Annotated in this window: 8 protein-coding genes and 2 pseudogenes; 6 read left to right on the forward strand and 4 right to left on the reverse strand. The window is 70.5% G+C overall.

Going from position 1 to position 17,808, the window contains the following annotated elements; genetic code table 11:
• The first annotated feature begins 25 nt into the window (after nt 1-25).
• Nucleotides 26-6,484, forward strand: coding sequence for a type I polyketide synthase (locus Sru02f_RS26665; protein WP_373103569.1), 6,459 nt, complete (start codon nt 26-28; stop codon nt 6,482-6,484).
• A 63-nt stretch (nt 6,485-6,547) separates the two neighbouring features.
• Here Sru02f_RS26665 and Sru02f_RS26670 read toward each other — a convergent pair whose 3' ends face one another.
• Entirely contained in the window at nt 6,548-8,194 is a 1,647-nt protein-coding gene (locus Sru02f_RS26670) for an FAD-binding oxidoreductase (protein ID WP_373103571.1), read from the reverse strand.
• Between the two features lie 306 nt (nt 8,195-8,500).
• Between Sru02f_RS26670 and Sru02f_RS26675 the strand changes: the two genes are divergently transcribed.
• The 4 genes and pseudogenes from Sru02f_RS26675 (at nt 8,501) to Sru02f_RS26690 (ending at nt 14,104) form a co-directional block, all read left to right on the forward strand.
• A complete protein-coding gene (locus tag Sru02f_RS26675; protein WP_373103574.1) occupies nt 8,501-10,273 on the forward strand; it encodes an acetyl/propionyl/methylcrotonyl-CoA carboxylase subunit alpha in 1,773 nt (590 codons plus the stop codon).
• Between the two features lie 3 nt (nt 10,274-10,276).
• Nucleotides 10,277-12,170, forward strand: a pseudogene (locus tag Sru02f_RS26680) (2-oxoacid:acceptor oxidoreductase subunit alpha).
• A pseudogene (locus Sru02f_RS26685) lies at nt 12,163-13,214 on the forward strand (2-oxoacid:ferredoxin oxidoreductase subunit beta). Before Sru02f_RS26680 ends, Sru02f_RS26685 begins: the two co-directional pseudogenes overlap by 8 nt.
• Before the next feature lie 68 nt (nt 13,215-13,282).
• Complete coding sequence (locus Sru02f_RS26690; RefSeq protein ID WP_244941734.1) at nt 13,283-14,104, forward strand: sensor histidine kinase; 822 nt, start codon at nt 13,283-13,285, stop codon at nt 14,102-14,104.
• Between the two features lie 50 nt (nt 14,105-14,154).
• Here the strand turns inward: Sru02f_RS26690 and Sru02f_RS26695 are convergent, their stop codons facing one another.
• Nucleotides 14,155-15,009: an NmrA family NAD(P)-binding protein gene (locus Sru02f_RS26695; protein WP_109029537.1), complete on the reverse strand. Its 855-nt coding sequence runs from the start codon at nt 15,007-15,009 to the stop codon at nt 14,155-14,157.
• A gap of 116 nt (nt 15,010-15,125) precedes the next feature.
• Entirely contained in the window at nt 15,126-16,070 is a 945-nt protein-coding gene (locus tag Sru02f_RS26700) for a ScbA/BarX family gamma-butyrolactone biosynthesis protein (RefSeq protein WP_109029538.1), read from the reverse strand.
• 117 nt (nt 16,071-16,187) lie between these two features.
• Here Sru02f_RS26700 and Sru02f_RS26705 point away from each other — a divergent pair, with 117 nt between their 5' ends.
• Nucleotides 16,188-16,835, forward strand: a complete 648-nt coding sequence (locus Sru02f_RS26705; RefSeq protein ID WP_109029539.1) for a ScbR family autoregulator-binding transcription factor — start codon at nt 16,188-16,190, stop codon at nt 16,833-16,835.
• Between the two features lie 103 nt (nt 16,836-16,938).
• Here the strand turns inward: Sru02f_RS26705 and scbB are convergent, their stop codons facing one another.
• Entirely contained in the window at nt 16,939-17,727 is a 789-nt protein-coding gene (gene scbB / locus Sru02f_RS26710) for an A-factor type gamma-butyrolactone 6-reductase ScbB (protein ID WP_109029540.1), read from the reverse strand.
• Nucleotides 17,728-17,808 lie beyond the last annotated feature (81 nt).

Raw genomic sequence — 17,808 nt, forward strand, 5'->3', positions numbered from 1 at the left:
GGCTCTCAGGAGAAGTTGATTACGCATGTCCAACGAACAGAAGATGGTCGAGTACCTCAAGTGGGTGACGACCGACCTGCAGAAGGCACGGCAGCGGCTCGCGGAGCTGGAGGCCGGCAACGACGAGCCGGTCGCGATCGTCGGAATGGCCTGCCGCTTCCCGGGCGGTGTGGCCTCCCCCGACGACCTGTGGCGGCTGGTCATGGACGAGGCCGACGGAATCACCGACTGGCCCACCGACCGCGGCTGGGACATCGACGCGATCTACGACCCGGAGCGCGGCAAGCCCGGGAAGTCGTACACGAAGAAGGGCGGGTTCCTCGACGGCGCCGCGCAGTTCGACCCCGGGTTCTTCGGGATCTCGCCGCGTGAGGCCCTCGCGATGGACCCGCAGCAGCGGGTGCTGCTGGAGACCGCCTGGGAGACCTTCGAGCAGGCCGGGATCGATCCGGCCACGCTGCGGGGCAGCCAGGTCGGCGTCTTCGCCGGTGTGGTGGAGCAGAGCTACCTCGGCCTGGAGGGCCCGGAGGAGCTCGAGGGCTATCTGATGACCAGCAAGCTGAGCAGTGTCGCGTCCGGCCGGATCGCGTACACCTTCGGTTTCGAGGGTCCGGCCGTGTCCGTGGACACGGCGTGCTCCTCGTCCCTGGTGGCGCTGCACCTGGCGGTGCAGTCGGTGCTCAAGGGCGAGTCGACTATGGCGCTGGCCGGCGGTTCCACCGTGTCCGGCAACCCGAGCGGCTTCGTCGACTTCTCCCGGCAGAACGGGCTCGCCGAGGACGGCCGGATCAAGTCCTTCGCCGCCGCCGCCGACGGCACCGCGTGGGCCGAGGGTGTCGGCCTGCTGCTGGTCGAGAAGCTGTCCGACGCCCGCCGCAACGGCCACCGGGTACTGGCGGTCGTCCGCGGCTCGGCCGTCAACCAGGACGGCGCCTCCAACGGCCTCACCGCACCCAACGGCCCCTCCCAGGAACGGGTGATCCACCAGGCGCTGGCCGACGCCCGGCTGAACGCCTCCGACGTCGACGTGGTGGAGGCGCACGGCACCGGCACCCGGCTCGGCGACCCGATCGAGGCGCAGGCGCTGCTGGCGACGTACGGCCGGCAGCGTCCGGAGGGGCGTCCGCTGTACCTGGGCTCGCTGAAGTCCAACATCGGGCACACCGTGGCGGCGGCCGGGGCCGGCGGCGTGATCAAGATGATCATGGCGATGCGGCACGGAATCCTGCCGAAGACGCTGAACGTGGACGAGCCGACCCCCATGGTCGACTGGGAGGCGGGCGCGGTCGAGCTGCTGACCGAGGCCCGGCCCTGGCCGGAGACCGGCGCCCCGCGCCGGGCCGGTGTCTCGGCCTTCGGGGTCAGCGGCACCAACGCCCACGTGCTTCTCGAGGAGCCCCCGGCCGAGGAGCCCGAGGAGGTGGCCGACCCGGCCGCCACGACGCTTCCGGTGCTGCCGTGGGTGCTGTCGGCCAGGACCGCACCGGCCCTCCGCGACCAGGCGCGGCGGCTGCTGTCGCACGTGGAGGCACGGCCTGCGGAGGATCCGCTGAACGTGGCGTACTCCCTGGCCACCGGGCGCTCCGCGCTGGAGCACCGTGCGGTGGTGGTGGGGGCGGACCGGGAGGAACTGCTCACCGGACTACAGGCCCTGGCCGACGGCCGGCCCACCCCCACCAACGTCGTCCAGGACACCAAACACACCGGGAAGACCGCCTTCCTCTTCACCGGCCAGGGCGCCCAGCACACCGGCATGGGCATGGACCTCTACCACACCTACCCCGCCTACGCCCACGCCTTCGACACCATCGCCACCCACCTCGACCCCCACCTCGACCAACCCCTCCACCACACCATCACCACCGGCCACCACCTCCACCAGACCGGCAACACCCAACCCGCCCTCTTCGCCACCGAAGTCGCCCTCTACCGACTCCTCGAAACCTGGGGCATCACCCCCGACTACCTCACCGGACACTCCATCGGCGAACTCGCCGCCGCCCACATCTCCGGCATCCTCACCCTCCAAGACGCCTGCACCCTCGTCACCGCCCGCGCCCGCCTCATGCAAAACCTCCCCACCACCGGCACCATGATCGCCCTCCAAGCCACCGAAGAAGAAATACTCCCCCACCTCACCGGACACGAACACCACCTCACCATCGCCGCCATCAACAGCCCCACCTCCCTCGTCATCTCCGGCAACCAAACCGCCGCCAACCACATAGCCGCCAAACTCACCGAACAAGGCAGAAAAACCAAAACCCTCACCGTCTCCCACGCCTTCCACTCCCCCCACATGGACGGCATGCTCCACGACTTCCACCACACCGCCGCCCAACTCACCTACCACCAACCCACCATCCCCATCGTCTCCACCCTCACCGGAAACCTCGCCACCCACAACGACCTCCGCACCCCCACCTACTGGACCGACCAACTCCGCAACACCGTCCGCTACACCCAAGCCCTCCACACCCTCCACACCGCCGGCGTCACCACCTACACCGAAATCGGTCCCGACGCCACCCTCACCCCCCTCACCCAGCAAACCCTCGACAACACCACCGCCATCCCCCTCCTCCGCCACAACCACCCCGAAACCCACACCCTCCTCACCGCCATCAGCCGACTCCACAACCGCGGCATCCCCATCAACTGGAACCACCTCTTCACCAACACCCACGCCACACACACCCCCCTACCCACCTACGCCTTCCAACACGAACGGTTCTGGGCCGAGACGTCCGGCGTCGTCGCCGACGCCTCCGATCTCGGTCTCGCGTCCGCCGGGCACCCGATGCTCGGCGCGGCGGTCACCGTCGCGGGCGCCGATCAGGTGCTGTTCACCAGCCGACTGTCGCTGCGGACGCACCCCTGGCTGGCCGACCACGTCGTGCTCGACCAGACGCTGGTGCCGGCCACCGCGCTGGTGGAGATGGCGATCCGCGCCGGTGACGAGCTGGGCAGCACGGTCCTGGACGACCTGTCCGTGCTCGGCCCCCTCGTGCTCCCGCGCAAGGGCGGGGTGCACGTCCAGGTGAGCGTGGGTTCGCCGGACGCGTCGGGCCGGCGGGAGCTGTCGGTCTACTCGCGTCCCGAGAACGCGGACGTGCCGTGGACGCTCAACGCCCGGGGGCATCTGAGTTTCCGCGGCCCCGACGCCCCGTTCACGCTCGCCCAGTGGCCACCGGCGGGCGCCGAGGAGGTGCCGCTCGACGACGCGTACGACAAGCTCGCCGTCCAGGGCTACGTCTACGGTCCCGTCTACCGGGGGCTGGAGCACGTCTGGCGGCTGGGTGACGAGGTCTATGCCGACGTCAGGCTGCCGACCGGCTCGCGTACCGACGTCGGCGGTTTCGGGCTCCATCCGGCCCTGCTGGAGACGGCGTTGGCCGCGTCCTGCCTCGCCGGGTACGGCAGCAGTCCGGAGGGCACGGTCTGGATCTCCACGGACTGGAAGGACGTACGGCTGCACGCGACCGGTGCCGACCGGCTGCGGGTCCGGCTGGCTCCCGACGCGGACGGCGCGCTCAACGTCCAGCTGGCCGATCGCGCCGGGCGGCCCGTGGCCTCCGTCTCCTCGGTCGACTGCCGTGCGATCGCGGTCGGTGAGGTGTCCAACGCGCTGGCCCGTAACCGGGATTCGCTGTTCCACGTGGACTGGACACCGTTCCCGGTGGCCCCCGCGGCGGGCGCGGGGCGGTGGGTCGCGCTCGGCGCCGCCGAACCCGGGGCGCGGCGTTACGCGGATGTGGCGTCGCTCGCCCGGGCGGTGGGCGCGGGCGAGTCCGTCGAAGCCGCTGTGTTTCGTGCCGAGACCCGCGACACGGGCGACCGCGCCGCCGATGTGCACGACCTGGCCCGCGAGGCGCTCTCCGTGGTGCAGGACTGGCTGGCCGAGGAACGGCTCGCCGGCACCCGGCTGGTCGTCCGCACCCGCGGCGGGGTCACCACAGCGGGCGACGGGGACGTGACCGACCTCGGAGCGGCGGCGGTCTGGGGCCTGCTGCGCTCGGCGCAGTCGGAGAACCCGGGGCGGATCGTCCTGGTGGACATCGACGACGAGGAGGCTTCGGCGCGGGTGCTGCCCGCGGTGTTGACGTCCGGTGAGCCCCAGTCGGCGGTGCGCGGCGGGCAGGTGTTCGTGCCGCGGCTCGGGCGGGTTCCCGAGGCGCCCGCGGGCGCCGCCACCGGTTCCTGGGATCCCCGGGGCACCGTGCTGATCACCGGCGGAACCGGCAGCCTGGGCGGCCTGTTCGCCCGCCACCTGGTGGTGGAGCACGGCGTACGGAACCTGCTGCTGACCAGTCGGCGGGGCCGGGACGCCGAGGGCGCTGCGGAGCTGGAGGCCGAGCTCACGGCGCTCGGCGCCCGCGTCGAGATCGCCGCCTGTGACGCGGCCGACCGTGCCGCGCTTGCGGCGGTGCTCGCGGACATCCCGGCGGAGTATCCGCTCACCGGCGTGCTGCACACGGCCGGTGTGCTGGACGACGGGCTGATCGGCTCGCAGACCCCGCAGCGGCTGTCGGCGGTCCTGCGCCCGAAGGTGGACGCGACGTGGAACCTGCACGAGTTGACGCGGGACATGAACCTGTCGGCGTTCGTGCTCTTCTCGTCGATCGCCGCGGTCGTCGGCGGGCCCGGCCAGTCCACCTACTCGGCCGCGAACCACTTCCTCGACGCGCTGGCGCAGCACCGCCGCTCGCGCGGGCTGGCGGCCACGTCGTTGGCCTGGGGGCTGTGGTCGCAGACCAGTGGGATGACCGGTCATCTCGACGAGGCGGACCTCAAACGCATCGCACGCAGTGGTTTCCGCCCGGTCGAGTCGGAGCAGGGTCCCGCGCTGCTGGACATCGCGCTGACCGTCGGACGGGCGGGCCTGGTCGCCACGCCCATGGACCTGACCGCGCTCCGCGAGCAGGTACAGGTGCCGGTGCTGCTCAGCAAGCTGGCCCGCACCCCGGTCCGGCGCAGCGCGCAGAACGCCGAGGTGAGCAACGAGTCGCTGGCCGAGCGGCTGGCGGGGGTGGGCGACGCGGAGCAGCGCGAGGCCGTCCTGGGCATCGTGCTCGGACAGGCCGCCGCGGTCCTCGGCCACCCCGACGCAACCGGGCTCGACCGGGAACAGCCGTTCACCGCGCTCGGTTTCGACTCGCTGACCTCCGTGGAACTGCGCAACCAGCTGGGCACGGCCACGGGTCTCAGGCTGCCGCCCACGCTCGTCTTCGACCATCCGACGCCCGCCGCGCTCGCCGCGTACCTGCACGGCGAGGTGCGGGCCGAACTGTCGGCGGACGGTTCCGCCGGCCGGTACGGCGTGGACTTCGCCGCCGAGGTGCGGCTCGCCGACGACGTCCGGCCGGCCGACGAGGTGGTCACCACGGTCGCGGACCCGAGGGAGATCCTGCTGACCGGCGCCAGTGGGTTCCTCGGCGCGTTCCTGCTGCGCGACCTGATGCGGAACACCACCGCCCGGGTGCACTGCCTGGTCCGCGGCGCGGACGAGGCCGCGGCCATGGAGCGGCTGAAGGCGAACGCCCAGTGGTACCGGGTGTGGGACGACATCGACCCGGAACGGATCTCGGTCGTCCTCGGCGACCTCGCGAAGCCCCGGCTGGGCCTGGGCGAGGAGGGCTTCGACACGCTCGCCCGTAGGGTCGACGTGGTCTACCACAACGGCGCGCGGGTGCACTGGCTGCTGCCGTACGAGGCCCTCAAGCCCTCGAACGTCACGGGTACGGAGGAGGTGCTGCGGCTGGCCGCCCGCCACCGCACGGTTCCGGTGCACTACGTCTCCACCGTCGGCGTGTTCGACGGGGTGCGGGAGCCCGGTGTGCCGCTGCGGGTCACCGATCCGACCGGGCCCGCCGCGGCCCTGCCGAGCGGCTATCTGCGCTCCAAGTGGGTGGCGGAGCAGGTCATCGAGGTGGCCCGGGACCGGGGTCTGCCCGTGTCGGTCTACCGGGTGGACGTCATCTCCGGCGACCAGGTGAACGGTGCCTGCCAGACCCGTGACTTCGTCTGGCTGACGCTGAAGGGGCTCATCCAGGCCCGCAGTGTGCCCAAGGGCACCGAGGGCCGCTTCCACCTGCTGCCGGTGGACTACGTGAGCGCCGCGATCACCGGGATCTCGCGGCAGCCCGGCACGGTCGGCCGTACCTTCCACCTCTTCAACCGGAGCTCGCTGGCGCTCAGCCAGTGCGTGGAGTTCCTGCGCTCGCTCGGTTACGAGCTGGACGAGGCCGACTGGGACACCTGGTCCCAGATCGTGACGTCCGGTGACAACGCGCTGCTGCCGCTGCTCGACGCCTTCGAGATGATGACGTCGGACACCGACGGCTTCTACCCGCCGATCGACACCGCTGAGACGGTGGCGGCGCTGGAGGGCACCGGCATCGGGATTCCGGTGCTGACGCGGGAGCTGTTCGAGAAGTACGTGGCCTTCTTCGTCGAGGAGGGACACTTCCCGGCGGCCGGGTGACCTGCCGCACGCGAGAGCCCCCGCCGGCCCGAGGCCCGGCGGGGGCTTCTTGCACCGCTACGGCTATGGCTGCGGCTTGCGGATGCCGAGGCTGTGGCTGAAGACGTTCCTCGGGTCCCACCTCTCCTTGACCTGCTGCAGCCGGGGGTAGTTGCCCTTGAAGTACAGCTCGTGCCAGGGAATGCCCGACCGGTTGAGGGCCGGGTCGGCGAGGTCGGCGTCGGCGTAGTTGATGTAGCAGCCGTCGTTGACGCCGCCCGGACGGGGCACGCCGCCGGTGGCGGCGTAGACGTCCTCGTACGCCTCGCGGATCCACCGCTGGTGCAGCGCGTCGTCGGCCGGGTCGGACCACAGGCTGCAGTAGAGCATCTTCGCGATCGAGTCGCGTTGTGCGGTGGCGGTGTCGCCCGGAGCGACCTCGTTGATCTTCCCGCCGAAGCCGACGATGGCGATCATGCCGTAGGGTCCGGGGTAGTCGTCCCGCGTCAGCTGCCGGTACACCGCCCGCAGCTGCTCCTCGGGCATGACCTCGCGGACGTACGCCGACTTGGACTTCCAGCGCGGTACGGAGGCCTCGACGAAGCCGGACCACTCGGTGACCGCGTAGAGCCACGGGGCCCGGTAGCGGTCGCCGACGTGGTAGGTGACGCCCGTGCCCTCGCTGATGGCGGCCAGGTAGCCGTCGAGCAGCCGGTCGGCGTCCGGGGCCGCGGCATCGACCTGCGTGCTCATCCGGAAGTAACCGGCCGCCTTGTGCATGGTCTTGAGCTGGCTGAACAGGAAGCGGCCGGGCGAGTCCGGGGCGGAGTTGCGCGCGTGCCACTCGGTGAAGTTGCGCAGCAGACGGGTGAAGCTCGCCTCGTCCAGGTCGTCCCAGGACCAGCTGACGTCCGACAGCAGCACCTCGGACGGCGCCGCGGGCAGCAGCGTCGACGGATCGTCGCCGACGGCGTCCGGGGAACGCAGCCAGTAGCGGGTGATGACACCGAAGTTGCCGCCCCCGGCGCCGGTGTGGGCCCACCACAGCTCACGGTTGGGGTCGTCGTCCTCCCGGGTGGCGACCACCTTGCGCGCCCGGCCCTTCGCGTCGACGTGGACGACCTCGACGGCGTACAGGTGGTCGACGGTCAAACCGCGCGACCTGGACAGTGCCCCGTAGCCACCGCCCGTGATGTGGCCTCCGGCACCGACGGTGGGACAGGTGCCGCCGGGCAGCACGACACCCCAGCGCTTGTACAGGGTCCGGTACACCGTGCCCAGCAGGGCGCCCGGTCCGACCGCGAAGGCACGGCGCTCGCGGTCGTAGGTGACCGAGTTCAGGCCGGCCATGTCGATGACGACCCGGACGTCGCGGTTGGCGACGAAGTCCTCGTCGCAGTGACCGCCGCTGCGGACCGCGATCTTCAGGCCCTTGTCGACGGCCTCCTGGACGGCTCGGACCACTTGGCCGGCGGAGCTGACGACGCGTATGTAGTCGGGGTTGCCGACCCATCGCTGGTTGGAGCCCGATATGAGCCCCTGGTAGCGCGGGTCGGAGCGCGTGACGTGGACCGGGGCCGTGGCCGTGGCCGGACGGTGGCCGGCCGCGGCCTCGGCGAGGCCGGCGGCGGGCGCGGCCGTAGCCGGCGGTGCGCCGAGCGCGGGCAGCGCCAGCGCGCCGCCGGACACCGCGGCGCCTTTCATGAGTTTCCGGCGGGACACCTCGGTCATGACCGAACCTCCGTGAGAACAAGAGAGAAGGAAAAGTGGGCGGAAGTACCCAGTTCCGACAACGCACGCCGGACCATTCCAGCCATGTCTCACGAGCCGGTAACCCCGGGGCAACCGCGAACCGGACGGCCCCTTCCGGCACGGGTCCCGCTCCGCTCCGGGGCGGGTGATTACCGCGGGATGGACGGGCGGCTGAATACCGCCCGATACGTTCTGCACATGACTGTTCCGAACAGGGCGGCGTGAATTCCACCGATGGCCGTCGGCGAGCCCCGATCAGTAATCGAGTGAGTGAGGAGAATCTTCGTGCGCAAGGTGCTCATCGCCAATCGTGGCGAAATCGCTGTCCGCGTGGCCCGGGCCTGCCGGGACGCCGGGATCGCGAGCGTGGCCGTCTACGCGGATCCGGACCGGGACGCGTTGCACGTCCGTGCCGCTGATGAGGCGTTCGCCCTGGGTGGTGACACCCCCGCGACCAGCTATCTGGACATCGCCAAGGTCCTCAAAGCCGCCCGCGAGTCGGGCGCGGACGCCATCCACCCCGGCTACGGATTCCTCTCGGAGAACGCCGAGTTCGCGCAGGCGGTCCTGGACGCCGGCCTGATCTGGATCGGCCCGCCCCCACACGCCATCCGCGACCTGGGCGACAAGGTCGCCGCCCGCCACATCGCCCAGCGGGCCGGCGCCCCCCTGGTCGCCGGCACCCCCGACCCCGTCTCCGGCGCGGACGAGGTCGTCGCCTTCGCGAAGGAACACGGCCTGCCCATCGCGATCAAGGCCGCCTTCGGCGGCGGCGGCCGCGGCCTCAAGGTCGCCCGCACCCTCGAAGAGGTCCCCGAGCTGTACGACTCCGCCGTCCGCGAGGCCGTGGCCGCCTTCGGCCGCGGGGAATGCTTCGTCGAGCGCTACCTCGACAAGCCCCGCCACGTGGAGACCCAGTGCCTGGCCGACACCCACGGCAACGTGGTCGTCGTCTCCACCCGCGACTGCTCCCTGCAGCGCCGCCACCAAAAGCTCGTCGAGGAGGCCCCCGCACCCTTCCTCTCCGACGCCCAGACGGCAGAGCTGTACGCGTCCTCCAAGGCCATCCTCAAGGAGGCCGGCTACGTCGGCGCCGGCACCGTGGAGTTCCTCGTCGGCATGGACGGCACGATCTCCTTCCTGGAGGTCAACACCCGCCTCCAGGTCGAACACCCGGTCACCGAGGAAGTCGCCGGCATCGACCTGGTCCGCGAGATGTTCCGCATCGCCGACGGCGAAGAACTCGGCTACGACGACCCCGCCCTGCGCGGCCACTCCTTCGAGTTCCGCATCAACGGCGAGGACCCCGGCCGCGGCTTCCTGCCCGCCCCCGGCACCGTCACCCTCTTCGACGCACCCACCGGCCCCGGCGTCCGCCTCGACGCCGGCGTCGAATCCGGCTCCGTCATCGGCCCCGCCTGGGACTCCCTGCTCGCCAAACTCATCGTCACCGGCCGCACCCGCGCCGAGGCACTCCAGCGGGCCGCCCGCGCCCTGGACGAATTCACCGTCGAGGGCATGGCCACCGCCATCCCCTTCCACCGCACGGTCGTCCGCGACCCGGCCTTCGCCCCCGAACTCACCGGCTCCACCGACCCCTTCACCGTCCACACCCGGTGGATCGAGACCGAGTTCGTCAACGAGATCAAGCCCTTCACCACGCCCGCCGACACCGACACCGACGAGGAGTCGGGCCGTGAGACGGTCGTCGTCGAGGTCGGCGGCAAGCGCCTGGAAGTCTCCCTCCCCTCCAGCCTGGGCATGTCCCTGGCCCGCACCGGCCTGGCAGCCGGGGCCCGCCCCAAACGCCGCGCGGCCAAGAAGTCCGGCCCCGCCGCCTCCGGCGACACCCTCGCCTCCCCGATGCAGGGCACCATCGTCAAGATCGCCGTCGAGGAGGGCCAGGAAGTCCAGGAAGGCGACCTCATCGTCGTCCTCGAAGCGATGAAGATGGAACAGCCCCTCAACGCCCACAGGTCCGGCACCATCAAGGGCCTCACCGCCGAAGTCGGCGCCTCCCTCACCTCCGGCGCCGCCATCTGCGAGATCAAGGACTGAGCGATGACGACCTCAGACACGATGTCCGTCGGCGACAACACCGTGAAGGACGTCCGCCGGCTGGACCGGGTGATCATCAGGTTCGCGGGGGACTCCGGCGACGGGATGCAGCTCACCGGTGACCGTTTCACCTCGGAAACGGCGTCGTTCGGCAATGACCTGTCGACGCTGCCGAACTTCCCCGCCGAGATCCGGGCCCCCGCCGGCACCCTGCCGGGCGTCTCGTCGTTCCAGCTGCACTTCGCCGACCACGACATCCTCACACCCGGCGACGCCCCCAACGTGCTGGTCGCGATGAACCCGGCCGCGCTGAAAGCCAACGTGGGCGACCTGCCACGCGGCGCGGAGATCATCGTCAACACGGACGAGTTCACCCGGCGGGCCATGCAGAAGGTCGGCTACGACACCTCCCCGCTGGAGGACGGTTCCCTCGACGGCTACCACCTGCATCCGGTGCCGCTGACCACACTGACCGTCCAGGCGCTGGGCGAGTTCGACCTCAGCCGCAAGGAGGCCGAGCGGAGCAAGAACATGTTCGCGCTCGGGCTGCTGTCGTGGATGTATCACCGGCCCACCGAGGGCACGGAGAGGTTTCTGCGGTCGAAGTTCGCGAAGAAGCCGCAGATCGCGGCCGCGAACATCGCGGCCTACCGGGCGGGCTGGAACTTCGGGGAGACCACGGAGGACTTCGCGGTCTCCTACGAGGTGGCGCTAAGCGGCGACGGCGTTCCCGCCCGGCACCTACCGCAACATTTCCGGGAACCTGGCCCTGGCCTACGGTCTGATCGCCGCGTCCCGGCAGGCGGACCTGCCGCTGTTCCTGGGCTCCTACCCCATCACCCCGGCGTCCGACATCCTGCACGAGCTGTCCCGGCACAAGAACTTCGGGGTGCGTACCTTCCAGGCGGAGGACGAGATCGCCGGGATCGGCGCGGCGCTGGGAGCGGCCTTCGGCGGGTCGCTGGCGGTGACCACCACCTCCGGCCCCGGGGTGGCGCTCAAGAGCGAGACGATCGGGCTGGCCGTCTCGCTGGAGCTGCCGCTGCTGGTGGTGGACATCCAGCGGGGCGGCCCGTCGACGGGTCTGCCGACCAAGACGGAGCAGGCCGATCTGCTGCAGGCGATGTACGGGCGCAACGGCGAGGCGCCGGTTGCGGTCGTCGCGCCGCGCACGGCGGCCGACTGCTTCGACGCCGCCCTGGAAGCGGCACGGATCGCGCTGGCCTACCGCACTCCGGTCCTCCTGCTCTCCGACGGCTACCTCGCCAACGGCTCCGAACCCTGGCGGATCCCCGAGCCGGACGAACTGCCCGACCTGAGCGTGCAGTTCGCCCAGGGCCCCAACCACACCCTGGACGACGGCACCGAGGTGTTCTGGCCCTACAAACGCGACCCGCACACCCTGGCCCGCCCCTGGGCGGTACCGGGCACCCCCGGCCTCGAACACCGGATCGGCGGCATCGAGAAACAGGACGGCACCGGGAACATCTCCTACGACCCGGCCAACCACGACTTCATGGTCCGCACCCGCCAGGCCAAGATCGACGGCATCGACGTCCCCGACCTGGACGTCGACGACCCGGACGGCGCCCGGACCCTGGTCCTTGGCTGGGGCTCCACCTACGGGCCCATCACCGCCGCCGTGCGCCGGCTGCGCACCGCCGGGCAGGAGATCGCCCAGGCGCACCTGCGCCACCTCAATCCCTTCCCGGCCAACCTCGGCGACGTCCTCGCCCGCTACGACAAGGTCGTCGTCCCGGAGATGAACCTCGGCCAGCTCGCCACCCTGATCCGGGCCAGGTACCTGGTCGACGCCCGCTCGTTCAACCAGGTCAACGGCATGCCGTTCAAGGCCGAACAGCTCGCCACGGTCCTGAAGGAGGCCATCGATGACTGACACCGGCGCACTGCTCCAGCTCGTCCCCAAGGCCGAGGCCAAGCAGTCCATGAAGGACTTCAAGTCCGACCAGGAAGTGCGCTGGTGTCCCGGCTGCGGCGACTACGCCATCCTCGCCGCCGTGCAGGGCTTCATGCCCCAGCTCGGCCTGGCGAAGGAGAACATCGTCTTCGTCTCCGGCATCGGCTGCTCCTCCCGCTTCCCCTACTACATGAACACCTACGGGATGCACTCCATCCACGGCCGCGCCCCCGCCATCGCCACCGGCCTCGCCACCTCCCGGCGCGACCTGTCCGTGTGGGTCGTCACCGGGGACGGCGACGCCCTCTCCATCGGCGGCAACCACCTCATCCACGCCCTGCGCCGCAACGTCAACCTCAAGATCCTGCTGTTCAACAACCGGATCTACGGCCTGACCAAGGGCCAGTACTCCCCACCTCCGAAATCGGGAAGATCACCAAATCGACCCCGATGGGCTCCCTGGACGCGCCCTTCAACCCCGTCTCCCTGGCCCTCGGCGCGGAAGCCACCTTCGTCGCACGGACCGTCGACTCCGACCGCAGACACCTCACCGACGTCCTGCGCCAGGCCGCCGAACACCCCGGCACCGCCCTGATCGAGATCTACCAGAACTGCAACATCTTCAACGACGGCGCCTTCGACGCCCTCAAAGACCAGCAGCAGGCCGAAGAGGCGGTCATCCGCCTCGAACACGGCCAGCCGATCCGCTTCGGCACCGACAACACCAAGGGCGTCGTACGGGACCCGCAAACCGGCGACCTGAACATCGTCACCGTCACCGCCGACAACGAGACGCAGATCCTGGTCCACGACGCCCACGCCGCGTCCCCCACCACAGCCTTCGCACTCTCCCGCCTCGCCGACCCCGACACCCTCCACCACACCCCGATCGGCGTCCTGCGCTCAGTCCAACGACCGGTCTACGACACCCTCATGTCCCAACAACTCGACACCGCCACCGAAACAGACGACAAGGGCGACCTCGCCACGCTGCTGACCGGCGGGGATACCTTCTCCCATTAAAAACCGGCGAGAAGGTTTGTTACTTTCACGTGCCCGAGACCGACCTGTTTCGAGATCGAGGAGGACAGTTGAGCGCCACTTCCGCCCCCGCGCCTCAGCACGGCATGGCCTGGCTGGAAGCCGTCGTGGGGGACGGCTTCACGGAGACGTTGCAGGACGGGCTCAACCGCTCCCGCTTCGGCCGCGCCCGGCAGACCACCGGCACGACACATCCCGGGCTCCCCGCGGATGGTCGTGGCCCGGTGGCCGGCCCCGTCCGGAAGGACCGCGACGGCCGGGACGACCACGTCTGGGCCGAGCGCCGCAGGCTGGCGCGCGAGGTCCACGACGAACTGGGCACGGCTCTGTCCACGGCCGCCCGTCACATGGAGCTGCACGCCGCCGAGACCGGCGAGGCCCGCCACCTCGACGCCGCCCTGCACTCGTTGCGTGAAGCCATGGCCGTCACCCGCAGGCTGACCGGCGAGCTCCAGGCGCAGACCGTACTGCCGCCGCTGGCCCGGGCGTTGGGGGACTTCGCCGCCACCACCCGTCCCCGGAGGACCGAGGTCCGCATCAGGAGCACCGGAGACGAACGCCTCCTGTCGGACGTCTGCCGCCGTGAACTGTTCCTCGCCGTGCGCGAGGCCCTGCACAACGCCTTCCACCACGCACACGCCGACCGGGTGACCGTGACCCTGCGCTTCACCCGCCGCTGGGCACACGCCGGCATCGTCGACGACGGGGTCGGGTTCGACGCCGACGCGGTGCTCGCCCCCGGACACCGCGCACCGGGTCTGCGGTCGATGACCGACCGCGTCGACGACATCGGCGGTCGGCTCCTGATAGCGAGCGGCCCCACCAGCGGCACGCACATCGACGTCCATCTCCCGCTGCGGCCCCGCAAGTGAGCGCCGCACCGCGGACGTGACGCCATGGGAGGCCCACGTCCGCGGACGGATCACTCCTCGCTTCGGCCGAAGGCCTCGGCGTGGCCCGCCGCCCAGGTGCGGAACGGCCTGGCGGGCCGGCCCGTAACCTCCCGCACGGTCGGCACAACCTGCGCCTTGGCCCCCGCCCGCTGCCGCTCGGCGCTCTCCAGGAACGCGTCGGCGACGGGCCTCGGATACCTCCGGAGCAGGTGCTCGCGCGCCGCGTCCAACCCCAGCTCCTCGAAACGCAGTGACCGGCCCAGCACCTCGGAGAGCTGCGCCGTCTGCTGCCGGGCGGTGATCGCCTCGGGGCCGGACAGCGCGTACGCCCGTCCTTCGTGGCCGGGCCGGGTCAGTGCGGTGACCGCGACTTCCGCGATGTCACGCGGATCGACGCAGGCGACCGGGGACGTCCCGTACAGCGCGCGGACCACACCGTCGGACCTGATGGCGGGCGCCCAGGACAGCGTGTTGGACATGAAGGTCCTGGCCCGCAGGAAGGTCCAGTCGAGCCCGGACTCCCGTACGGCCCGCTCGTTCTCGCGCTGCCGTCGCGTGATGAAGTCGTCCGCCCCCGGTTCCTCCACCGCGAGCATGGACAGCTTCACCAGGTGCCGGACCCCGGCCTCGCGTGCCGCCGTCGCGAAGCGTTCGTCGTCCGGCTCGGTGGCGCTGTTGGTGACGAGGAACGCCGCCCGCACCCCGTCGAGTGCCCGGTCCAGACCCGGGCGGTCGGCGTACTCGGCCGCGTGGACCTCGACGTCCGGGCCGGTGACGGTCACTCGTTCCGGCCGTCGGGCCAGAACCCGAACGGGGCCGGTCCGGGCCAGCAGGCGGGCGACCTCGCGGCCGACCGCACCGGTCACGCCGGTCACAAGAATCACTCGGGGTTCCTCTCGGGCAGCGAGGCGGGGACACCTCCGAACATATAAAGATGGCGGGAAGGGTAGGACCCGGCCCTGGGCGCGAAGCGGCGACGGTCGCGTCCAGGGCCAGGTGCTCAGCCGAAGAACTCCGGGCCGGACAGCGTGGTGAGGAAGACGAGATTGCCGTCCTGATGCCCGGTGACCCGTACGGTGGTCAGCCCCGCCGCCGGACCGGGCCGGACCGTCGCCTGGATCCAGCACGGGCTGTCGAACTCCGCGTACCGGAGGAACCGGGTGCCGCCGATCGACGGCACGAAGGGCCCCGGACCGGTCACGAGGCACGCCGCCTGCCGTGCCGCCTCCAGCAGAAGCATGCCCGGCACGTGGTCGTTGGGTCGCTGGAAGAGGGTCGGGTGACGGGTGTCCACCCGCAGTCGCCACATGTCCTGCTGCGAACTCGCCGACAGGACCACGTCCTCGTCGCGGGTGCGACCGACGCGCGCCGCCGGCACGGGCGCGGTCCGGGGCACCGAGGTGGTGGGGGTCGCGAAGTCGCCGCGCATCCGCCGGTAGACCTGAGGACTGGTGAAGCGCGTCGTGGCCGTCCCCGTGGCGGCGAGCCGTCCGGCGCGGCGCACGGTCCAGTCCACCTGTCCCTGTACGGGCTGCCCGCCGCGGAACTTCAGCTGGGAACAGACCACTTCCACTTCCAGCCGCACGGCCTCGCCCGTCACGGCGAGGTGTTCGAGGTGGCAGGTGTAGTCCAGCGTGGCCATCAGGAAGTGGTAGCCCACCGGCACGCCGTACCCGGCGTGGAAGACCAGCATCGCGGCCTGACGCAGCGTCTCGGCTATCAGCAGCGGATCGTGCCGGTCCCCGTGGACCGGTGCGAAGAACGGGTGGTCGTGCGGCAGGACGGCGGTGACCGAGAACCGGTCACCGCCCTTCGGTATCCAGCTGATCGGAAACGCGTCCTGCACCCTGGTCCGGTGGACAAGCGCCATCGGAACCGGCAACGCGGTTTGTTCGATCGAGTTGGCATCGGACGCAGATTTGATCAAAACTACTGCTTCGGGCATGGGTCCCCCCCAGGAATCATGTGATGCCGAGCTGTCCTGTATGCGCGAACGTTAAGATACAGACTGAGCGGTTTTTTTTCTATCCTTCTCGGGGGCGACATGAACAAGGAGGCAGGCATGGCCAAGCAGGACCGGGCGATCCGCACCCGACAGACGATCCTGGACGCCGCGGCGCAGGTCTTCGAGAAGCAGGGCTATCAAGCCGCCACGATCACGGAGATCCTCAGGGTGGCCGGCGTGACCAAGGGGGCCCTGTACTTCCACTTCCAGTCCAAGGAGGAACTGGCGCTGGGCGTCTTCGACGCCCAGGAACCCCCGCAGGCCGTTCCGGAGCAACCCCTCCGGCTTCAGGAACTCATCGACATCGGCATGTTGTTCTGCCACCGCTTGCGCACGAACGTCGTAGCCCGGGCCGGCGTGCGCCTCTCCATGGACCAGCAGGCACACGGTCTTGACCGCCGAGGACCGTTCCGTCGCTGGCACGAGACACTCCTGACGTTGCTGAACCAGGCCAAGGCGAACGGCGAGTTGCTGCCCCACGTGGTCACCACCGACTCGGCCGATCTCTACGTGGGGACGTTCGCCGGGATACAGGTCGTGTCCCAGACGGTCAGTGACTACCAGGACCTCGAACACCGCTACGCGCTGCTGCAGAAGCACATCCTGCCCGCCATCGCGGTTCCCTCCGTGCTGGCCGCGCTCGATCTCTCCGAGGAGCGCGGTGCACGCCTCGCAGCCGAACTGGCACCGACCGGGAAGGACTGACCACTACAGCGCCCGCACCGTATACCGACCCGCCGTGCCCGAGCGGCCGACCGGGCCCGGCGGTCTGCTCGGCGGTCTGCCCGGCGAATCGAGGCGTGGCGGGTCAGAGAATCGTTCCACCGGTGGCGTCGACGTACTGACCGGTGATCCACCGTGAGTCGTCGGAGGCCAGAAAGGCCACCACGTCGGCGATGTCGTCGGGTCTGCCGATGCGGTTGAACACGGAGTAGGCGGCCAGTGCCGCGGCCGCCTCGGGGGTCTGCCGCCGCCGCGCGTTCATGTCCGTCTCCACGAAACCGGGCGCCACCGCGTTGACCGTGATGCCCCGTTCTCCCAGTTGCCTGGCCAGGGCGAGCGTGAGCGTGTCCACGGCACCCTTGGTCATCGCGTATCCGATGGACTCGGGGAACGCGCGCCGGGTCGCGGCAGACGAGATGTTGATGATCCGCCCGCCGTCACGCAGCCGTTTCAGCCCGTGCTGGACCAGGAACAGCGGTGCCCGGACGTTGACGGCGACCAGTCGGTCGAAGACCTCCTCGGTGACTTCCGTGATCCGTCCCGAGCCGCTGACGCCCGCGTTGTTCACCAGGACGTCCAACTCGGGCGGTACGCCGAACTCGCCCATCCCGGCGTCGAACGCCGCGTAGAGCGCGGCTGCGTCACCCACGACGCCGAGTTCGGCCCGGATGGCGAACGCCTGTCCGCCGCCGCTCCGGATGGTCTCGACGGTCTCTCGCGCCGCCGCCTCGTTGTTGCCGTAGTGGACCGCCACGAGCGCCCCGTCCGCGGCCAGCCGCAGGGCGATACCGCGTCCGATGCCCCGGCTTCCCCCGGTCACCAGGGCGGTCTTGCCCTCCAGCGGTCTTTCGTACCCCGTCCCATGTGCACGCATATCAGCCCCCGCCGTGCGTGAGCGACCCATGGCGGCCGCTCGGCCGTTCGAATCGACGGTCACAGCGTACCTTTGACCGCG

Origin of the sequence: Streptomyces rubrogriseus, assembly GCF_027947575.1 — a bacterium.
GTDB classification, from domain to species: domain Bacteria; phylum Actinomycetota; class Actinomycetes; order Streptomycetales; family Streptomycetaceae; genus Streptomyces; species Streptomyces rubrogriseus.

Bases quoted from the DNA above. Each gene is read 5' to 3' on its own strand.
- Sru02f_RS26665 (WP_373103569.1), top strand. From the start codon at position 26: ATGTCCAACGAACAGAAGATGGTCGAGTACCTCAAGTGGGTGACGACC.
- Sru02f_RS26670 (WP_373103571.1), bottom strand. From the start codon at position 8,194: ATGACCGAGGTGTCCCGCCGGAAACTCATGAAAGGCGCCGCGGTGTCC.
- Sru02f_RS26700 (WP_109029538.1), bottom strand. From the start codon at position 16,070: ATGCCCGAAGCAGTAGTTTTGATCAAATCTGCGTCCGATGCCAACTCG.
- Sru02f_RS26705 (WP_109029539.1), top strand. From the start codon at position 16,188: ATGGCCAAGCAGGACCGGGCGATCCGCACCCGACAGACGATCCTGGAC.
- scbB (WP_109029540.1), bottom strand. From the start codon at position 17,727: ATGCGTGCACATGGGACGGGGTACGAAAGACCGCTGGAGGGCAAGACC.